This window comes from Phytobacter massiliensis JC163, from assembly GCF_000321045.1.
Classification (GTDB): Bacteria; Pseudomonadota; Gammaproteobacteria; order Enterobacterales; family Enterobacteriaceae; genus Phytobacter_A; species Phytobacter_A massiliensis.
This window is the reverse complement of record NZ_HE578947.1, coordinates 453,070-472,429: the sequence shown is the minus strand read 5'-3', so window position 1 is coordinate 472,429 and position 19,360 is coordinate 453,070. Positions and strand designations below refer to the sequence as shown.

Genomic DNA, 19,360 nt, shown 5'->3' with positions numbered 1-19,360 from the left:
GGTGCGGATGGCGGCGCTGATGAAGCAGCGTCAGGTGCTGGTCTACACCCACGACTCCATCGGTCTGGGCGAGGACGGCCCGACCCACCAGCCGGTGGAGCAGGTTGCCAGCCTGCGCGTGACCCCGAACGTTTCCACATGGCGTCCGTGTGACCAGGTGGAATCGGCGGTGGCGTGGAAGTACGGCGTTGAGCGCGCCGACGGCCCGACGGCGCTGATTCTCTCCCGTCAGAACCTGGCGCAGCAGGCACGCACCGAAGAGCAGCTGGCGAACATCGCCCGCGGCGGCTACGTGCTGAAAGACTGCGACGGCCAGCCTGAGCTTATCTTCATCGCCACCGGCTCGGAAGTGGAGCTGGCGGTTGCCGCTTACGAAAAACTGACCGCCGAAGGGGTGAAGGCGCGCGTGGTCTCCATGCCGTCCACCGACGCGTTCGATAAACAGGATGCGGCGTACCGTGAGGCGGTGCTGCCGAAAGCGGTCAGCGCGCGCGTGGCGGTGGAAGCGGGTATCGCTGACTACTGGTACAAGTACGTGGGCCTGAACGGCGCGATTGTCGGCATGACCACCTTCGGTGAGTCCGCCCCGGCAGAGCAGCTGTTTGAAGAGTTTGGCTTCACCGTGGACAACGTGGTGGCGAAAGCGAAAAGCATTCTGTAAAGACCCAATTTGCCATTGGGATGTAATCGGAAAAGCAATAACAGAAGAACGGCACCAGCCATTCTGTTATTGAACCTTGATCTATTTAACGAAGGTGAATTATGAATATTTCAGATGTGCTTAATGTCAAAAACATTAAGTTAAACATGCTGGCTAAAACCAAAGAAGAAGCCGTTGAAGAGTTAGCAGACTTATTAGTGCAGGATGGCGCGGTTGTTGATAAAGCGCAATTTATGCGTGATGTCTGGCTGCGCGAGGAGCAGGGCTCAACGGGGTTCGAAAATCACATTGCGATACCGCATGGTAAATCTTCGGGCGTCGCCCATACGGCACTGGCCATTGGCCGTACCCAGCATGAAATTACCTGGGAAACGATGGACGGTAGCGATGTCCGCTGCATTATCTTATTTGCCGTTTGCCTGGTGGATCAAAACACCACCCATATCCGCTTACTGTCACAAGTTTCAGGATCGTTAGCGGATGAAGATATTATAGCGAAGTTACTTGTCGAAGAAGATCCACAAAAAATTATCGAACTCTTAAATTCAGAAACAGAAGACATGAGCGCTTAAGTCCGGCTCATTATCATGCCTGCCGTTGCACGGCAATTTTAAGCATATTGAAATGGTTTATGGAGAATAGTCATGAATATTGTAGGAGTTACCGCCTGTACTGTGGGTATTGCGCATACCTATATCGCTCAAAAGAAACTTGAGATCGCAGCAAAAAAAGCCGGGCATAATGTCAAAATTGAGACCCAGGGCACCATCGGCATTGAAAATAAATTAACAGAGGATGAAATTGCCAAAGCAGATATCGTCCTGCTGGCTGCTGACGTTAAAGTGACCGGGGAAGAAAGATTCGCCGGTAAGAAAATCGTCAGGGTGCCAACAGAAACGGCAGTGAAATCTCCCAATAAGCTTATTGAAAAGCTTAGTGAAATAGTTAACTCATAACATTCACCTGTGCTTATCCAAAATAAATTGAAGGATATGATTTATGACTGCAAAAGAAATATGGAAAGCAGCGAACCCTAAGGGCCATCTGCTTACTGCTATTTCGTTCCTGATTCCCATTGTCTGTGGCGCTGGATTTATTATTGCCATCGGCATGGGGCTTGGCGGTACGGTTCAGGATACGTTAGTTCCAGGTCACTTTGACCTGTGGCAGGCGATGGCTACGATGGGGGCGAAGGCGCTTGGGCTTTTACCCGTTGTTATTGCCATCGGGATTTCTGGCTCTATCGCGGGCAAGCCGGGCGTTGCCCCCGGTTTTGTCGTCGGCCTGGCGGCCAATGCGATTAGCGCAGGTTTTATCGGCGGCATGATTGGTGGCTACATTTCCGGGTATATTGCTCTTGCTATCATTAAAAATGTGAAAGTGCCGAGCTGGGCCCGGGGTTTAATGCCTACCCTGATTGTTCCGTTTTTTGCCTCCATTATCAGCTGCCTGATTATGGTTTATATCATCGGTACGCCTATTGGTATTTTTACTGATGCTCTCACCTCTTTCCTGAGAAGTATGGGCACTTCCTCCAATTTGGTTTTAGGCGCTGTTATTGGGGCCTTGTGTATTGTTGACTTTGGCGGGCCGCTTAATAAAACGTGCTTTGCATTCGTCCTGACCCTTCAGGCGCAGGGCATTAATGAACCCATTACTGCACTGCAGCTCGTGAACACCGCAACGCCTATTGGTTTCGGCCTCGCCTTCTTTATTGCTAAGCTTCTACGTAAAAATATCTACAACAATGAAGAAATCGAAACCTTAAAATCTGCAGTGCCGATGGGTATAGTGAATATCGTTGAAGGATCTATACCCATTGTAATGAATGATATCGTTCGTGGTATTGTTGCTGCTGCAATTGGTGGCGCTTGTGGCGGTGCGGTCACCATGGTATATGGCGCTGACGCAACGGTACCGTTTGGCGGCGTTTTAATGATACCGACAATGTCGCATCCCATGGCCGGTATTATGGCGCTGGTGGTCAACGTGCTGGTAACGGGTATTGTCTATGCCGTTATCAAAAAAGATGTTCCTCGTGATGTCATCATAAATAATGACAGCGAAGAGGAAGACATCGATTTGAACGACATTAAAATAAGCTAACAGACTCGCTTACGCCCTCTCTTTATGAGAGGGCCAACCGCGAGGGATCCCGGGTGCGGCTTCGCCTTACCCGGGCTACCGCTACCTTTCCGACTGCTCGCCCATCATCTCTTTGACCAGTTCCACGCAGCGCAGGAAGCGGCCATCGTAGTCAGCCTCTTCCACATGCACGAAGTCGATATTGTTCTCCTGCAACATCGCCACCAGCAGAGACTGGAACTCTTTGCGATCCACTGAACTGCCCAGACTGCGCAGGCCGTCCGCTACCCACGGGGTGTTGTTTTCCAGCAGGATCACCAGGTCAAAACGGTACTCATCAATCAACGCCTGCACAAAGGGGTGTTCACGCCCCTCATACTTTTTGCAGAATGCCTGCGTGGTGACGAAATCGGTGTCGATAAACGCCACCTTGTTGGCATATTTAACCGCAAAATCAATATACTGCGCCTGACCCAGGGCGATTTTGTCATAGTCGGAATACTGCAACGCCATCTCGTCGCCGCCGAGGTGGGAGAAGACATAATCCCGCCCGTACTCCCAGGCGCTGGTGGTATTAAAGATGTTTGCCAGCTTGTTAACCAGCGTCGATTTGCCGCTGGACTCGCCACCCAGTATCGCCACCGTGCGCACAAAGAAGGGTTTCACTTCGGTGGGAATATACTCCCAGTAGCGGAAGGGATTTTCGCGGATCTGCGCGCCGCTGATATTCATAAAGGTGCGCTTCGGGTCGATAAGCACCGTCTCAATGCCAAGATGCTCAAGGTACTGCGGCGCGTCCGCCTCTTCCGAGGTGTAGATCCAGTTCGGCTGAATCCCCTTCTCTTCCATAAAGGCTTTTATGCCGTTGCTCCACACGTCCCAGCCGTGCGGATAGGGCTCCATCCCCTCCTCGTTAAAGGCATGGATGCGGATGTTCTTCTGGTATTTAAAGGTTTGCAGCAGCCAGCGCAGGCGGTCCGGCACCGTGGGCTGCTGGGACATGGCGCTGTCTTCAAACAGCGCCCTGTCGCGGGTATCGTCATAGCCCATAATGATATGCAGCTCGTCCACCTGGCTACAGGCGCGCTGAATCAGGTAGATATGGCCGGTGTGCAGCGGGTAAAACTTGCCAAACACCACGCCGATATTTTTCTGCTGACGGGGAAACTCCAGCCCCAGAAAACGGTGCAGGGCCTCAAGCTTCTGCGCGCTGGGGCTTTTGATTTTGGCGTTCAGCAACTGGCTGAGATAGCCCTTGGTCATGCCGCTGGCATCCGCCACCTGCTGTAACGTGCAGCCTTTTTGCTTGATGGCGGTTTTAAGATAGTCGAATGACGACACAAGAGCCTCCTGCTATGTGAATCAGCCCGATAGCGCAATGCTACCGGGCGGGTATGGCCGCCGGAAAGACGACGGGTATTAATTATAAGTCGTCAAAGACACTTAGCGCATCGGCAAGTTTTTTAACGCCAAAAACCTGCATCCCTTCCGGCGGTTTTTTAGGCACGTTTGCCGCAGGCACAATCGCCCGGCGAAAGCCGTGCTTGGCCGCTTCCGAGATGCGCTCCTGGCCGCTCGGCACCGGGCGAATTTCCCCTGCCAGCCCCACTTCGCCGAACACCACCAGATCCTGGGGTAACGGGCGGTCGCGCAGGCTGGAGACCATCGCCAGCAGTAGCGCCAGGTCGGCGCTGGTTTCGGTCACCTTCACCCCGCCGACGACGTTGACGAAGACATCCTGGTCCGCCATCTGTAGCCCGCCGTGACGGTGCAGCACCGCCAGCAGAATGGCTAAACGGTTCTGCTCAAGCCCCACCGCCACGCGGCGAGGATTGGCCATCATGGAGTGGTCCACCAGCGCCTGGATTTCCACCAGCAGCGGGCGCGTGCCTTCCCAGACCACCATCACCGAACTGCCGGAGGTCACTTCATCGCCGCGGCTTAAGAAGATGGCGGAGGGGTTGCTCACTTCGCGCAGCCCCTGCTCTGTCATGGCGAAGACGCCCAGCTCATTCACTGCGCCGAAACGGTTTTTATGGCTGCGCAGGGTACGGAAGCGGGAATCGGCGTCGCCGTCCAGCAGCACCGAGCAGTCGATGCAGTGCTCCAGCACCTTCGGCCCCGCCAGCGAGCCGTCTTTCGTTACGTGGCCGACCATCACAATCGCCACGCCGCGGGTCTTCGCAAAGCGCGTCAGGTAGGCGGCGGTTTCGCGCACCTGCGCCACGCTACCCGGCGACGACTGGATATCCGCCATATGCATAACCTGAATGGAGTCGATCACCATCAGCTTCGGCTGCTCTTCATCGGCTATCTGGCAGATCTGTTCGATGCTGGTTTCTGACAGCATATTCAGGTTGGTAGTGGGCAGGCCCAGACGGTGGGCGCGCATCGCCACCTGCTGCAGGGACTCTTCGCCGGTGACGTAGAGCGTCTTCATCTGCTCGGCGAGCCGGCAGAGCGTTTGCAGTAGCAGGGTGGATTTCCCCGCGCCGGGGTTGCCGCCAATCAGGATGGCGCTGCCCGGCACCACGCCGCCGCCCAGCACCCGGTCAAACTCTTTAAAGCCGGTAGAGAAGCGCGGCAGCGCTTCCAGGCTGATTTCCGAAAGCTTTTGCACTTTCGAGACGCCCGCATTGCCTGCATATCCGCTCAGGCGTTCATTACGGGCGACGGTTGGCGATGCGGCGACACGCACTTCCGTGATGGTGTTCCAGGCGTGGCAGGCGCTGCACTGCCCCTGCCAGCGCGGATAATCCGCACCACATTCATTACAGACAAAGGCGCGTTTTGGAGCTTTCGCCACGGTATACCTCTTTGTACGCTGATTTATTTCTTACTGATGCTGCCGGAGAGAATGCAGAACACCCCCATCAGGTCGGCATGGCGGATCGTGACTTCCGCTTTTTCATTCACTTTTGGCTTGGCGTGATAGGCAATGCCCAGCCCGGCCGTTTTGATCATAGGCAGATCGTTCGCCCCGTCGCCGATGGCGACAGTCTGTTCGTGGGGGATATCAAAGCTTTCCGCCAGCCGCGTTAGCGTGTTCGCCTTATATTGCGCGTCCACGATGTCGCCCAGCACATGACCGGTGAACTTGCCGTCCACCACCTCTAGCTGGTTCGCCACCACTTCCGCCAGGTGTAGCTTATCGCGCAGGTAGTCGGCAAAGAAGGTGAAGCCGCCGGAGGCGATCGCCACTTTCCAGCCCAGCGTCTCCAGCTTTAAGACCAGTTGGGTTAAGCCTGGCATCAGCGGCAGATTGTCGCGCACCTGATGAAGGATACTGGCGTCCGCGCCTTCAAGGGTGGCGACGCGGCTGCGCAGGCTGGCGGTGAAATCCAGCTCCCCGCGCATCGCCCGCTCGGTCACTTCCGCCACCATTTCCCCCGTACCGGCCAGTTTAGCAATCTCGTCAATACACTCTATCTGGATAGCGGTAGAGTCCATATCCATCACCAGCAGCCCCGGCGCGCGCAGGTTGGGGATTTTCCCCAGCGGCGCAACGTCCAGCCCTTCGTCATGCGCCAGGCGCGTCGCGCGCGGCGTCAACGACCCGGCAAGGCGAATCACCTGATACTCTTCTACCCGCCAGGCCGCGACGATGACCAGTGCGGCACCGAGCTTGCGCTGCCAGGTGGTCAGGCGCTGCTTATCAAGCTCACGTCCATACAGAAGCCAGCCGCTGCGCCCGGCGTGATAATCCAGAGGCATGACCTCATCGCCGCTTAAAGAGAGCGGCAACCCAGGCCAGAGAGAGATATCGGTGGGCAGGTCGCACCAGGTCAGACTATTCGGCATTACAGCTCCTGTAGGGGTATGTGCTGAGGTAAAAATAACGCATGAGGCTACCTTGTAACCAGCGCTTCTGGCAACATTAAGTCGCAAATTTTCAACAGGTGGAATATGGCTCGCGCAAAACTTAAATTCCGGCTACATCGCGCCGTAATTGTTCTAATCTGTCTGGCCCTGCTGGTCGCCCTGATGCAGGGCGCGTCATGGTTCAGCCAGAATCATCAACGCCAGCGTAATCCGCAGCTTGAAGAACTTGCCCGGACGCTGGCAAAGCAGGTGACGCTGAATCTCGCGCCGCTGATGCGCAGCGAAACGCCGGACGAGAAGCGGATCGGCACCGTGCTGCGGCAGTTGACCGAAGAGAGCCGCATTCTGGATGCGGGTGTCTACGATGAACAGGGGGACCTTATCGCCCGCGCCGGGGAAAGCATCGAGGTGCGCGACCGCCTGGCGCTGGACGGCAAAAAAGCAGGCGGTTATTTCAGCGAGCAGATCGTCGAGCCGGTGCAGGGCAAGAGCGGCCCGCTGGGCTACCTGCGCTTAACCCTCGACACCCATACGCTGGCGACCGAGGCCAAACAGGTGGACAATACCACTAACATCTTACGCCTGATGCTGCTGCTCTCGCTGGCGATTGGCGTGGTGCTCACCCGCACGCTGCTGCAGGGTAAACGCACCCGCTGGCAGCAGTCTCCCTTCTTACTGACCGCCAGCAAACCGGTGCCAGAGGAAGAAGAGAGCGAGAAAAAAGAGTAAGCCACTTAACGGAGAGGGATATCAATAATGACAACGCTACGCCTGCTTATTTCCGACTCTTACGACCCCTGGTTCAACCTGGCGGTAGAAGAGTGCATTTTCCGTCAGATGCCCGCTACCCAGCGGGTGCTGTTTCTCTGGCGCAATGCCGATACCGTAGTCATTGGCCGGGCGCAAAACCCGTGGAAAGAGTGCAACACCCGCCGTATGGAGGAGGATAACGTCCGCCTGGCGCGGCGGAGCAGCGGCGGCGGCGCGGTCTTCCACGATCTGGGCAATACCTGCTTTACCTTTATGGCGGGCAAACCCGAGTATGACAAGACCATCTCCACGACCATTGTTCTCAACGCGCTGAATTCGCTGGGCGTTGTCGCGGAGGCCTCCGGGCGGAACGATCTGGTGGTGAAAACCGCCGACGGGGATCGCAAAGTTTCCGGCTCCGCCTACCGCGAGACCAAAGACCGCGGCTTCCACCACGGTACGCTGTTGCTGAATGCCGACCTCAGCCGGCTGGCGAATTACCTCAACCCGGATAAAAAGAAACTCGCCGCCAAAGGCATTACCTCGGTGCGCGGGCGGGTAGCAAACCTGATTGAACTGCTGCCAGGCATCACCCACGAACAGGTGTGCGAAGCGGTAACCGGGGCTTTCTTCAACTACTATGGCGAGCGCGTAGAGGCGGAGGTGATCTCCCCGGACAAAACGCCCGATCTACCGAACTTCGCGGAAACCTTTGCCCGCCAGAGCAGCTGGGAGTGGAACTTCGGCCAGGCCCCGGCCTTTTCGCATCTGCTGGATGAGCGCTTTACCTGGGGCGGCGTGGAACTGCACTTCGATGTGGAAAAAGGCCACATCACCCGCACCCAGGTCTTTACCGACAGCCTCAACCCCGCGCCGCTCGAAGCGCTGGCGGGCCGTCTGCAAGGGTGCCTGTACCGGGCGGATATGCTACAGCAGGCGTGCGACGCGCTGCTGGTTGACTTCCCGGAGCAGGAAAAAGAGCTGCGTGAGCTGTCGGCCTGGATAGCGGGCGCGGTGAGGTAGTTACGTGCCTGGACTTCTCAGGAAAACGCCAGAGAGGAGTGATCCGTAGCCCGGATAAGGCGTGTTAACGCCGCATCCGGGTAAAAGGATTACGCTTTATCGCCCAGCAGGACGGATTCCAGCGCAATTTTGATCATATCGTTGAAGGTAGTCTGGCGCTCAGCGGCAGTGGTCTGCTCGTGAGTACGGATATGATCGGAGACGGTGCAGATGGTCAACGCTTTCGCGCCGAACTCTGCGGCCACGCCATAGATACCCGCCGCTTCCATCTCCACGCCCAGGATACCGTACTTCTCCATCACGTCGAACATTTCGCCGTCCGGGGAGTAGAACAGATCGGCGGAGAACAGGTTGCCCACGCGGGCTTCCACGCCCAGCGCTTTCGCCGCGTCTACCGCGTTACGCACCATATCGAAATCGGCGATTGCCGCGAAATCGTGGTCTTTAAAACGGATACGGTTCACTTTGGAATCGGTGCAGGCGCCCATACCGATAACCACGTCGCGCAGCTTAACGTCGTTGCGCACCGCGCCGCAGGAGCCAACGCGAATGATTTTTTTCACGCCAAAATCGGTGATCAGCTCTTTGGTATAGATAGAGCAGGATGGGATACCCATGCCGTGACCCATCACGGAAATTTTACGGCCTTTGTAGGTGCCGGTGAAACCGAGCATGCCGCGAACGTTGTTCACTTCACGGACATCTTCCAGAAAAGTTTCAGCAATATGTTTAGCGCGCAGCGGGTCGCCAGGCATCAAAACGACGTCAGCAAAATCGCCCATTTCCGCATTAATGTGTGGAGTTGCCATATTCAGTTCCTTTTTCATTATGTGTTCCCCTCTCCCTGGGGGAGAGGGTTGGGGTGAGGACATCAGGCCACACCCATTTTTATCAGAACATGGCTTTGCCATATTCCATGTCAGAGGTACCAAAGTATTTCGCCAGCGTCTGCCCGATATCGGCAAAGGTTTCACGGTGGCCTAATGAACCTGGTTTCACCTTCGGACCGTAGATCAGCACCGGAATGTGCTCGCGGGTATGATCGGTGCCCTGCCAGGTCGGGTCACAGCCGTGGTCAGCCGTCAGGATCAGAATGTCATCCTCTCCAACCAGCTCCATCAGCTCCGGCAGGCGACGGTCGAACAGTTCCAGCCCGGCGGCATAACCCGCGACATCGCGGCGGTGCCCCCAGGAGGAGTCAAAGTCAACGAAGTTGGTAAAGACGATGGTTTTATCGCCCGCCTCTTTCATCTCTTTGACGGTGGCGTCGAACAGCGCGTCCAGCCCGGTGGCTTTGACTTTTTTGGTGATGCCGCAGTTAGCGTAGATATCAGCGATTTTACCTACCGACACCACCTGGCCCTGCTTCTCATCCACCAGCTTTTGCAGAATGGTTGGCGCCGGCGGCTCAACGGCGAGGTCATGGCGGTTACCGGTACGCTGGAAGTTACCGGCTTTGTCGCCGATAAACGGACGGGCGATAACGCGGCCAATGTTGTAACCCCCTTCGGTCAGCTCTTCACGGGCGATTTCGCATAGCTCGTAAAGTTTATCCAGGCCAAAGGTCTCTTCGTGGCAGGCAATCTGGAACACGGAGTCGGCAGAGGTGTAGAAAATCGGCTTACCGGTTTTCATATGCTCTTCGCCAAGCTGATCCAGAATGACGGTACCGGAGGAGTGGCAGTTGCCGAGGTAGCCCGGCAGATTAGCGCGTTTCACCAGCGTATCCAGCAGTTCCTGAGGGAAGCTGTTCTCATGTTCCGGGAAGTAGCCCCAGTCGAACAGTACCGGTACGCCAGCGATTTCCCAGTGGCCTGACGGCGTGTCTTTACCGGAAGAGAGCTCGTGCGCCCAGGCATACGCCCCGTCAATCTGCGCGTCGCCGTCCATCCCCGCAGGGATAGCGCCTGTCGCCCCTTCGTGGGCCTTCGCCAGGCCCAGACGGGTCAGGTTCGGCAGGTTCAGCGGGCCTTTACGCCCGGTGTCAGCTTCGCCCTTCGCACAGGCTTCTGCGATATGACCGAGGGTATCAGCACCCACGTCACCAAAACGTTCCGCATCTTCAGTCGCACCGATGCCAAAGGAGTCCAGCACCATAATAAATGCACGTTTCATTTTGTTCTCCATATATCATGCGCTGCAAAAAAGCGATCAGATCAGTATATCGTTAATCGACGATGCGTCGCCAGACTGTTGGGGTCTCTTTTGGCGCTTTATCTGCGATCGCGATCGCAGCTTTGACAGCGCCTGCCGCTTCCTGCCAGCTGGCCTCATCTTTAGCGTGAATGATGGCTAACGGGCGCTGGTTGTCCACGGCCTCGCCCAGACGGGCCATATCGGTAAAGCCGACGCTGTAATCGATGGTGTCGGAAGCCTGACGACGGCCGCCGCCCATAGAGACCACCGCCATGCCGAGCGCCCGGGTATCCATTTGCGCGACAAAACCTGCTTTATCGGCATAGACCGCTTTGCTGAGCGTCGCGGTGGGCAGGTATTTGCCATAGTTTTCCACAAAGTCGGTCGGCCCTTTTTGCGCGGCGACCATGCGGCCAAAAATCTCGGCGGCTTTGCCGTTGTCCAGTACCGCCTGCAATTTGCTGCGCGCGTCGGCGTCATCTTTCGCCAGCTTGCCGGATATCAGCATCTCGACGCAGAGCGCCATCGTCACCTCATACAGGCGCGGATTGCGATATTCGCCGGTCAGGAAGCGCACCGCTTCGCTCACTTCCACCGCGTTGCCCGCGCTGGAGGCCAGCACCTGGTTCATATCGGTCAGCAGGGCGGTGGTACGCACGCCCGCGCCGTTGGCAACCCCGACGATCGCCTGGGCGAGTTCGGCGGAGAGTTCCGGCGTAGGCATAAATGCGCCGCTGCCGACTTTCACATCCATCACCAGCGCATCCAGCCCTTCCGCCAGCTTTTTGGCGAGAATTGAGGCGGTGATCAGCGGAATAGAGTCGACGGTTGCGGTGATATCGCGGGTGGCATAAAAGCGTTTGTCCGCCGGAGCCAGCGAGCTGGTCTGGCCGATAATCGCCACGCCGACGTTTTTAATGATGTCGCGGAAACGGCTGTCGTCCGGGAAGATATCGAAGCCGGGGATGGCTTCCAGCTTATCGAGCGTGCCGCCCGTGTGGCCCAGGCCGCGCCCGGAAATCATCGGGATATAGCCACCGCAGGCGGCGACCATCGGGCCCAGCATCAGCGAAGTGACATCGCCTACGCCGCCGGTCGAGTGTTTATCAACGATCGGGCCATTCAGATCGAGACTTTTCCAGTCAAGGACGGTGCCTGAGTCCCGCATCGCCATGGTCAGCGATACGCGCTCGGGCATCGACATGTCGTGGAAGAAAATAGTCATCGCCAGGGCCGCAATTTGCCCCTCCGAGACGGTGTTGTCACGAATACCGTTAATAAAGAAACGAATCTCTTCGTCGCTCAGCGCATGACCATCACGTTTTTTACGAATAATTTCTTGTGCGAGAAACAAGGTAACCTCCCGATCGCAGGCCGGGCAAGCGGTACGCCGCCCGGCAAATCAAGCATTAGTAGCTGCTTGCGCTCTTGCCGTCGCCGTGGCCCAGCGCTTTTAACAGGCTGGCCAGCAGGCTGGACGCGCCGAAGCGGTAGTGGCGGGCATCGGCCCACTGTTCGCCAAACAGTTCATCGGCGATAGCCAGGTAGTGCTGCGCGTCTTCCGCCGTGCGCACGCCGCCCGCCGGTTTAAAGCCCACGGTTTTTTCCACGCCCATATCGCGGATCACTTCCAGCATAATGCGCGCGCTTTCCGGGGTGGCGTTTACCGGCACTTTCCCGGTCGAGGTTTTGATAAAATCAGCGCCCGCTTTAATGGCGATTTCAGACGCCTTGCGGATCAGCGCTTCTTCTTTCAGCTCGCCGGTTTCGATAATCACTTTCAGCAGCACATTTGCCGCGGCGCATGCCTCTTTACAGGCCTTAACCAGATCGAAACCCACCTGCTCATTGCCCGCGATCAGCGCGCGGTAAGGGAACACCACGTCCACTTCGTCCGCGCCATAAGCGATGGCCGCGCGGGTTTCCGCCAGCGCGATGTCGATATCATCATTGCCGTGCGGGAAGTTGGTTACGGTCGCAATGCGGATTTCCGGGGTGCCCTGCTCTTTCAGAGCCTTACGTGCAACCGGAATAAAACGCGGGTAAATACAAATTGCCGCGGTGTTACCCACTGCGGTTTTCGCCTGGTGACACAACGCGATGACCTTTTCATTGGTGTCATCGTCATTCAGGGTGGTCAGGTCCATCAATTTCAGCGCGCGCAGGCTGCTGGTCGCTAAATCAGTCATCTTTACTCTCCGTCGGCTTAAGCCGGTTAAATTCGGGCTCTGTTATTATTCTAACATTAACCCGCCCTCACACTTCGATATCCATCACAGTTAATGAAAACGAGATTCACATTTGCATAACCACAATGTGATTTCCGTCAAATTATTAGCCGTTCTGGTCCGCTGTTCATCGGTCTGCGCCCGTGAAGCGGCGAAAAAAACAGCGCACTTCACCACCACGGCTTAATGTTATAATTCTAACACAGCGTGATGCCGGTTTTCGAATAAAAGGTGTAAGGTACAGCGGGGGTGTGACAGGGGAATGTCCGCTACATGGCGAAAGGGAAAGGCCTCGTGAATGTTACATTCACTGTGAAAATGATAAATTCTTCACAAAGCGCAGCGACCGCGCTAATCAGCAAAGCCAAAAAGCGCGAGGGTGTTGTGATAAAGCGCATCGGCGATAACATCCGCAGGCTCACAGCGCAGTTCACACAGCGATGCAAATACCCTGGCCGCCTGTTCAGGACGGTTCGGCTGCCCCTGAAAACCATTTAGCGGCATATCCGGTGCGTCGGTCTCCAGCAGCAGCGCGCTCAACGGCAGGCGGGCCATGACATCGCGGGTTTTACTGGCCCGTGGATAGGTAATAGTGCCGCCGACGCCGATTTTGTACCCCAGCGCGATAAAGCGTTCTGCCTGCTGCAGGCTGCCGGCAAAACCGTGTACCACGCCGGTGCGCGGCAAATCATGGCGCTTTAAGTGCATCGCCAGCTTATCGTGGGTGCGCCGCGAGTGCAGAATCATCGGTAAGTCAAAGCGTTTCGCCAGCTTAAGCTGGGCATCCAGCATCGCTTCCTGATGGGCAAACTGCGGATTGTCACGATAGAGATCGAGGCCGCACTCCCCTATGGCCACCACTTTTTTCGGGCGGGTGGTAAGCGCCTCTTCAAGCCGCTCAACGCTCGCCTGCGTATGCTCTTCTATGACAATGGGATGCAGCCCCAGCGCGGCATACAGCGCCGAATGCTGTTGAGCAAGCGTCATGACCCCCGCGAAATAATCCTCACCTATCGCCGGCACAATAATCCGCTCCACCCCTGCGGCAGCGGCGCGAGCGATGCTTTGCGTCTCGTCGCCTTTGAAAGGAGGGAAATCAAAATGGCAGTGCGTATCGATAAAGCGAAAACTCACGCGGTATCCTCGTTATTGAAGGGCAAATCGTTGGCCTGCACGGCGTTAACAATGGGCGTGACGATAGCCGCATCGTTGGCAACGGCCGCGGGCGGTACGACAACGGTCGCGGGCGCAACGACCGCTTCGCGGACCTTAACTCGCGGCGCGTGGCGCAGCAGCGGGGGCTCTTTCACTAACAGTTTACCCACGGTCGCCAGGAAATAGCGCCCGCAAAGCCGCCCCAGCTTATAGTCATCGCGCAGCGCGGGTAAACGGCTGCCCAGCGCCATGCTGTGCAGCAGCTTCGGCGGATAGATTTCAAAAATACGCAGGTTGCCGGGCGGCGACTCAATAAATTTTTGAATAGCGGAGTAGCTCTGCTCATGATGCTGCACCAGGTTGACGAAAGGTTGCAGGCTGCTTTCACCCAGCCAGCGCTCCATTCGCTTAAACCACTGCGGCGTATAGTACATTTGCGACGGGACGGTACGAATCACGACGATCGTCTTCGCGCCGCGCTTCGCCGCCTCCTGTACCGGAATGGCGTCGCTGACCCCGCCGTCCAGATAGTTAATGCCGTTCAGCGAGACGCCGGGGCGATAGAAACCGGGAATCGCGCTGGAGGCGCGAATCAGATCCAGCCAGGTTTTATCGTCCGGAGCGAAATATTCAGCGCTGTAGTCATCCTGACGGCAGGCGCACATGTAGAAGCTTTTGCCCTGGTCGAAGGCGCGCGCGGCATAATCCATCGCCAGCGGCATTTTGCTCGCGGTGGACTCAATCAGCCAGTCAAGATCGATAAGATTCCCGCCGCGCACGAAGCGCACCGGGTCGAAGAAATCACGCGTGGTGGTGTAGCGCATAATGACTTTACGCGCGTAGCCAGGTTGATTACAGAGATAAGCGGAGAGGTTTTGCGCCCCGGCAGAGGTGCCAAAATAGAGGTCGAACGGGTTGAATTCGGCGCGCATAAATTCGTCCAGTACGCCGGCAGTAAAGATGCCCCTCTGGCCGCCGCCTTCACATACCAGTGCGAGTCGGCCCGGGCGAAATGGCGTCAACGCCAGCGGCGCGATATTGCCAAGCGTTACGGGAATGCGCTGCCCCACCCTGCTTTCCTTTTTTGTTATCAGCGTTATACGTTAACGCATTTTTACCTGCCCCCAAAACCATGAAAGCCAGTCACAGGGACTGGCTTGATAATCTCTATCATGGATGGCGACTGCTATGGACGCCGACGGCCCATAAACAGGCTGACCAGGAACAGAATGATACCAACAATAAAGACAATTTTCGCGGCGCCTGCTGCTGTACCTGCCAGACCACCAAAGCCCAGAGCGGCGGCAATTAACGCGATGACCAGAAAAATAATGCCCCAACGAAACATAAGACTCTCCTTTACCATAGTTAATGTCGACCGCTAATGTGGGCGCTCAGGATGCCCACATACGATACTTTCAGGTGCGTTTTCCCACTCCCGGTTAGCCGGGATTGCACTTTCAACAAGATTTACTGCAAATTACTTCGTTTTCAGATCGTTTTTGACGCTTTTCACGCCGTCTACCGCTTTGGCGATGCTTTCAGCGCGTTCGATTTGCGCCTGAGAATCCACTGTGCCGGACAGCTGTACAACCCCATCGGTGGTTTCTACTTTCACCTTACGGGACGGAACGATGTCATCAGCCAGCAGCTTCGCTTTGATCTCGCTGGTGGTAGCGGTGTCGCCTGCATAGCCTTTCACGGAGTTGTCGTTGCCTTTATTATCGCGAACGTGCAGTTTGTCGCTAACAGAGGAGACACCCTCAACGCCTTTGGCTACCTTAACCGCTTCTTCAGCCTGGGTCTGGCTCTCAACAAAGCCGCTCAGGGTGACCACTTTTTTCTCGGTTTTTACGGAAATATCCGTGCTTTTGATATTTTCGTGATCGACCAGCGCCGCTTTTACTTTCGCAGTGATGGCGCTGTCATCCATGAAATTACCGACTTTATTCATAGAATTATCGATTTTTTCCCCTGCGGTATCCGCGGTGTTTTGCGCTTTGTCAGAGGTAGACGTTTCCGCGAGAGCGGAACCACCTGCCAGCGCAGAACCCAGTACGACAGCCAGCAGAGTTTTTGAAATCTTCATTCTTGTCATCATCGATCTATTTCCTTTTGTTTTGCCCACAATCTGGACTACAACGGCAACCAGGGCCGTGTACTGCTGTGGTGAATCACCAAAGACAAATCAATGGGCCGGGTCACAAAACACCCAGGCGGCACATGCAGCCCTACGCATCGATTTAAGTCAGTTTTTAATATTGTGTAATGAAATAATGACTGAATAAAAAGCTAATCAACACGCATTGAACAGTATTTATATCCAGTCAAAATGTCATTACTTTGTTAAATATAGAACACAAAATTAAAAGCGCTTGCGCATCAGATTAAAAAATAGCCGACAAAAGCAAAAATGCGCGGATTTAAGAACTTTCCGCAAGGGGCTAATAAGACAGGTAAAGTGCCGGAGCACGGCGGCTGCCGCGCTCCGTAGAGGGGATTAATGCTCGCGGGTTTTGTGGAACTGAACGTCAGGATAACGCTCTTGCGTCAGGTTCAGGTTCACCATGGTCGGCGCGATGTAAGTCAGGTTATCGCCGCCATCCAGCGCCAGCTGGGTTTCATTCTTACGTTTGAACTCTTCGAATTTCTTCACGTCGCTGCACTCCACCCAGCGGGCGGTGGCCACGTTGACTGATTCGTAGACCGCTTCAACGTTGTATTCACTCTTGAGGCGCGACACGACCACGTCGAACTGCAGAACACCTACCGCACCGACGATCAGATCGTTATTGGCAATCGGCCGGAAGACCTGCACCGCCCCCTCTTCCGACAGCTGAACCAGCCCTTTCAGCAGCTGTTTCTGCTTAAGCGGATCTTTCAGGCGAATACGGCGGAACAGTTCCGGGGCGAAGTTCGGGATACCGGTGAACTTCATCATCTCGCCCTGGGTAAAGGTATCACCAATCTGAATGGTGCCGTGGTTGTGCAGCCCCAGGATGTCGCCCGGATACGCTTCTTCCACATGGGAGCGGTCGCCCGCCATAAAGGTCAGCGCGTCGGAAATCACCACGTCTTTGCCGATGCGCACCTGGCGCATCTTCATGCCTTTCTCGTACTTGCCGGAAACCACGCGCATAAAGGCCACGCGGTCACGGTGTTTCGGGTCCATGTTGGCCTGAATCTTAAAGACGAAGCCGGTGAACTTCTCTTCTTTCGCTTCAACGGTACGGGTGTCGGTTTTACGCGGCATAGGCGCAGGCGCCCACTCCACCAGACCGTCAAGCATGTGGTCAACGCCAAAGTTGCCCAGCGCCGTGCCGAAGAAGACCGGGGTGATTTCGCCTGCAAGGAACAGCTCTTCGTCGAACTCGTTGGATGCCCCCTGCACCAGCTCCAGTTCATCACGCAGCTGCTGGGCCAGATCTTCGCCGACGGCGGCGTCGAGGTCCGGGTTATTCAGCCCTTTGACGATACGCACTTCCTGAATGGTGTGGCCCTGGCCGGTCTGATAGAGATAGGTTTCGTCTTTATAAAGGTGATAGACCCCTTTAAAGAGCTTGCCGCAGCCAATAGGCCAGGTAATGGGCGCGCAGCCGATTTTCAGCTCGTTTTCCACCTCATCCAGCAGCTCCATCGGGTCGCGGATGTCGCGGTCAAGCTTGTTCATAAAGGTGAGGATCGGCGTATCGCGCAGACGGGTAACTTCCATCAGCTTGCGGGTACGGTCTTCAACACCTTTCGCGGCGTCGATGACCATCAGGCAGCAGTCCACCGCCGTCAGCGTACGGTAGGTATCTTCCGAGAAGTCTTCGTGCCCCGGGGTATCCAGCAGGTTCACCAGGCAGTCGTGATAGGGGAACTGCATCACCGAGGTGGTAATGGAGATGCCACGCTGCTTTTCCATCTCCATCCAGTCGGATTTGGCATGCTGGTTTGAACCACGGCCTTTAACGGTGCCTGCGGTCTGGATCGCCTGTCCGAACAGCAGCACCTTTTCGGTGATGGTGGTTTTACCGGCGTCGGGGTGCGAGATGATAGCGAACGTACGGCGCTTCGCCACCTCTTGTAAATAAGGAGACAACGTCATAATAAAAATCTTCTGTGTAGGCGTGCCCTGCGGCCACGCTGAAATACGAAAAATGCGGCTATTTTACCCATCAACGGGGGGGAGGCAATCAGTGTTTACACAGGAGCTGCTCCAGTTCGTTTAATGACGTTACGGTCCAGGTCGGGTGGATACCTTCGGGCAGCGCGCGGCCATGAGCATTCAGCCAGCAGGTGGCGAGCCCGGCGTTGTTGCCGCCTTTGATATCCGACTCCGCCGTGTCGCCGACCATCAGCACACGCGACCGGTCAGGATTACCCGCCTGCGCCAGCGCATAGTCAAAAATTTTCGGGTCCGGCTTCGCCACGCCGACCTGCTCGGAAATGACCAGCAGATCAAAGTAGTCACGAAAGCCGGTGCGCTCCAGACGAATTTGCTGCAGCGCCGTGAAACCATTGGTGATGATACCGAGTTTCGCCTTGCCTTTTAACGCGGTCAACAGCGATGCCGCCCCCGGCAGCGGGGCGCAGATCTCCGCCATCGCGTTCAGAAAGGCGTTGTTTAAATCGCCGGGGGCGACGTTCAGGCGATCCGCCCAGCTCTGAAAACGCTGGTGCTGTAACTGTAACGCGGTAATGGCGCCATTCTGGTAGTCGACCCATAATGGCTTGTTAATGGCCTGATAATCCTGAAAATCCTCGTCGGTGAACGTTACGCTGTAATCAAGAAACATTCGCTGCAGGCCGCCAAAAGAGTCAAACGTAAACAGCGTCTCGTCGGCGTCGAAGAAAATCCAGTCCCAGTTCATTACTTTACCTTTCGTTTATCAATAGCCTGATGGGCAACTCTATATGGGCAGGGCCATAATAATGGCGTCTTCGCGTCCTTGCGCCGTGGGGTAGTAATTACGGCGAATGGTCGCCTCATTGAACCCCAGGCTTTCATATAACGCGATGGCGGCGGTATTCGATGCCCGCACTTCCAGCCATAACGTCGCAACACCCCGCTCTTCCAGCGCCTGAATCAGGTGCTCAAGCAGCTGTCGCCCTAACCCCTGGCGTTGCCAGGCGGGATCGACGGCAATGTTGAAAAGCGTGGCTTCATCCAGCACCACCTGCGTAATCGCAAAAGCCGCCATAACCTCACCCGCCATCAGGCGGAAGTTGAGGTAACGCTCGCCCTGATTGCTGGCGAAGGTTTTTTCGCTCCAGGGAAAGGCGTGCGCCCGGGTTTCAATCTCGTAAGCGCGGGCTAAATCAGTCGTGGTGAGGGAAGAAATCGTGTTCATAGTCGCAAATTTGTTGCCATAGGGCGGCACGCGCCGCCGGGTTTTGCCTCAGTTCATCTAACCCGACCGTCGCCACCTGTGCGCCGTCGAGCGCCAGTGGCTCACTGATGCCCAACCGCCAGCTGTTACAGGCGCTTTGCGCGGGCAGCATCGCCACGCGATCC

General features: G+C 56.1%; 21 protein-coding genes. 6 read left to right on the top strand and 15 right to left on the bottom strand.

Annotated elements, in window-relative coordinates; translation table 11 throughout:
* The 4 genes from ENTHG_RS16275 to ENTHG_RS16260 all read left to right on the top strand — a co-directional run.
* Nucleotides 1–661 (top strand): transketolase-like TK C-terminal-containing protein (locus ENTHG_RS16275; RefSeq protein WP_275404613.1); only part of this gene is annotated, 661 nt, incomplete at its 5' end.
* A 101-nt stretch (nt 662–762) separates the two neighbouring features.
* Nucleotides 763–1,233 (top strand): PTS sugar transporter subunit IIA, encoded by a 471-nt coding sequence (locus ENTHG_RS16270; RefSeq protein WP_044181909.1) that lies wholly within the window; start codon nt 763–765, stop codon nt 1,231–1,233.
* A gap of 72 nt (nt 1,234–1,305) precedes the next feature.
* Nucleotides 1,306–1,617: a PTS fructose transporter subunit IIB gene (locus ENTHG_RS16265; protein WP_044181906.1), complete on the top strand. Its 312-nt coding sequence runs from the start codon at nt 1,306–1,308 to the stop codon at nt 1,615–1,617.
* A gap of 43 nt (nt 1,618–1,660) precedes the next feature.
* Nucleotides 1,661–2,767, top strand: coding sequence for a PTS fructose transporter subunit IIC (locus tag ENTHG_RS16260; RefSeq protein ID WP_044181903.1), 1,107 nt, complete (start codon nt 1,661–1,663; stop codon nt 2,765–2,767).
* Between the two features lie 81 nt (nt 2,768–2,848).
* Here ENTHG_RS16260 and nadR read toward each other — a convergent pair whose 3' ends face one another.
* From nadR to serB, 3 genes are all read right to left on the bottom strand, one after another.
* On the bottom strand, nt 2,849–4,087 hold the full coding sequence (nadR, locus tag ENTHG_RS16255; RefSeq protein WP_044181901.1) for a multifunctional transcriptional regulator/nicotinamide-nucleotide adenylyltransferase/ribosylnicotinamide kinase NadR: 1,239 nt from the start codon (nt 4,085–4,087) through the stop codon (nt 2,849–2,851).
* Between the two features lie 82 nt (nt 4,088–4,169).
* The gene (radA, locus tag ENTHG_RS16250) at nt 4,170–5,552 is read right to left on the bottom strand and encodes a DNA repair protein RadA (protein ID WP_044181898.1); all 1,383 of its coding nucleotides are present in this window, start codon (nt 5,550–5,552) and stop codon (nt 4,170–4,172) included.
* A 23-nt stretch (nt 5,553–5,575) separates the two neighbouring features.
* Complete coding sequence (gene serB / locus ENTHG_RS16245; protein WP_044181895.1) at nt 5,576–6,547, bottom strand: phosphoserine phosphatase; 972 nt, start codon at nt 6,545–6,547, stop codon at nt 5,576–5,578.
* Between the two features lie 105 nt (nt 6,548–6,652).
* On the opposite strand from serB, the gene ENTHG_RS25500 reads away from it, so the two are divergent.
* Nucleotides 6,653–7,297, top strand: coding sequence for a YtjB family periplasmic protein (locus tag ENTHG_RS25500; protein WP_044181893.1), 645 nt, complete (start codon nt 6,653–6,655; stop codon nt 7,295–7,297).
* A gap of 27 nt (nt 7,298–7,324) precedes the next feature.
* On the top strand, nt 7,325–8,341 hold the full coding sequence (lplA, locus tag ENTHG_RS25495; protein WP_044181890.1) for a lipoate--protein ligase: 1,017 nt from the start codon (nt 7,325–7,327) through the stop codon (nt 8,339–8,341).
* Nucleotides 8,342–8,430: 89 nt separating this feature from the next.
* Here the strand turns inward: lplA and deoD are convergent, their stop codons facing one another.
* The 12 genes from deoD to ENTHG_RS24395 form a co-directional block, all read right to left on the bottom strand.
* The gene (deoD, locus tag ENTHG_RS16230) at nt 8,431–9,150 is read right to left on the bottom strand and encodes a purine-nucleoside phosphorylase (RefSeq protein ID WP_044182532.1); all 720 of its coding nucleotides are present in this window, start codon (nt 9,148–9,150) and stop codon (nt 8,431–8,433) included.
* An 82-nt stretch (nt 9,151–9,232) separates the two neighbouring features.
* Nucleotides 9,233–10,456: a phosphopentomutase gene (gene deoB, locus ENTHG_RS16225; protein WP_044181888.1), complete on the bottom strand. Its 1,224-nt coding sequence runs from the start codon at nt 10,454–10,456 to the stop codon at nt 9,233–9,235.
* Nucleotides 10,457–10,508: 52 nt separating this feature from the next.
* A complete protein-coding gene (gene deoA, locus ENTHG_RS16220; RefSeq protein WP_044181885.1) occupies nt 10,509–11,831 on the bottom strand; it encodes a thymidine phosphorylase in 1,323 nt (440 codons plus the stop codon).
* Between the two features lie 55 nt (nt 11,832–11,886).
* Nucleotides 11,887–12,666 (bottom strand): deoxyribose-phosphate aldolase, encoded by a 780-nt coding sequence (gene deoC, locus ENTHG_RS16215; RefSeq protein WP_044181882.1) that lies wholly within the window; start codon nt 12,664–12,666, stop codon nt 11,887–11,889.
* Nucleotides 12,667–13,056: 390 nt separating this feature from the next.
* Nucleotides 13,057–13,839: a metal-dependent hydrolase gene (locus tag ENTHG_RS16210; RefSeq protein ID WP_044181880.1), complete on the bottom strand. Its 783-nt coding sequence runs from the start codon at nt 13,837–13,839 to the stop codon at nt 13,057–13,059.
* Nucleotides 13,836–14,930: a patatin-like phospholipase family protein gene (locus ENTHG_RS16205; RefSeq protein WP_044181878.1), complete on the bottom strand. Its 1,095-nt coding sequence runs from the start codon at nt 14,928–14,930 to the stop codon at nt 13,836–13,838. Before ENTHG_RS16205 ends, ENTHG_RS16210 begins: the two co-directional genes overlap by 4 nt.
* Nucleotides 14,931–15,046: 116 nt before the next feature.
* Nucleotides 15,047–15,208 carry a DUF1328 domain-containing protein gene (locus ENTHG_RS16200; RefSeq protein WP_007373037.1) on the bottom strand — a complete coding sequence of 54 codons (162 nt, stop codon included), beginning with the start codon at nt 15,206–15,208 and terminating at the stop codon, nt 15,047–15,049.
* Between the two features lie 132 nt (nt 15,209–15,340).
* On the bottom strand, nt 15,341–15,961 hold the full coding sequence (gene osmY, locus ENTHG_RS16195) for a molecular chaperone OsmY (protein WP_071825890.1): 621 nt from the start codon (nt 15,959–15,961) through the stop codon (nt 15,341–15,343).
* 399 nt (nt 15,962–16,360) lie between these two features.
* A complete protein-coding gene (gene prfC, locus ENTHG_RS16190; protein WP_044181876.1) occupies nt 16,361–17,950 on the bottom strand; it encodes a peptide chain release factor 3 in 1,590 nt (529 codons plus the stop codon).
* Nucleotides 17,951–18,038: 88 nt separating this feature from the next.
* Nucleotides 18,039–18,716 (bottom strand): pyrimidine 5'-nucleotidase, encoded by a 678-nt coding sequence (gene yjjG / locus ENTHG_RS16185; protein ID WP_044181873.1) that lies wholly within the window; start codon nt 18,714–18,716, stop codon nt 18,039–18,041.
* Nucleotides 18,717–18,755: 39 nt separating this feature from the next.
* The gene (rimI, locus tag ENTHG_RS16180) at nt 18,756–19,196 is read right to left on the bottom strand and encodes a ribosomal protein S18-alanine N-acetyltransferase (protein WP_044181870.1); all 441 of its coding nucleotides are present in this window, start codon (nt 19,194–19,196) and stop codon (nt 18,756–18,758) included.
* The coding region (locus ENTHG_RS24395; RefSeq protein ID WP_044181867.1) for a DNA polymerase III subunit psi at nt 19,165–19,360 on the bottom strand (196 nt) is incomplete at its 5' end. The genes ENTHG_RS24395 and rimI, both read right to left, overlap by 32 nt.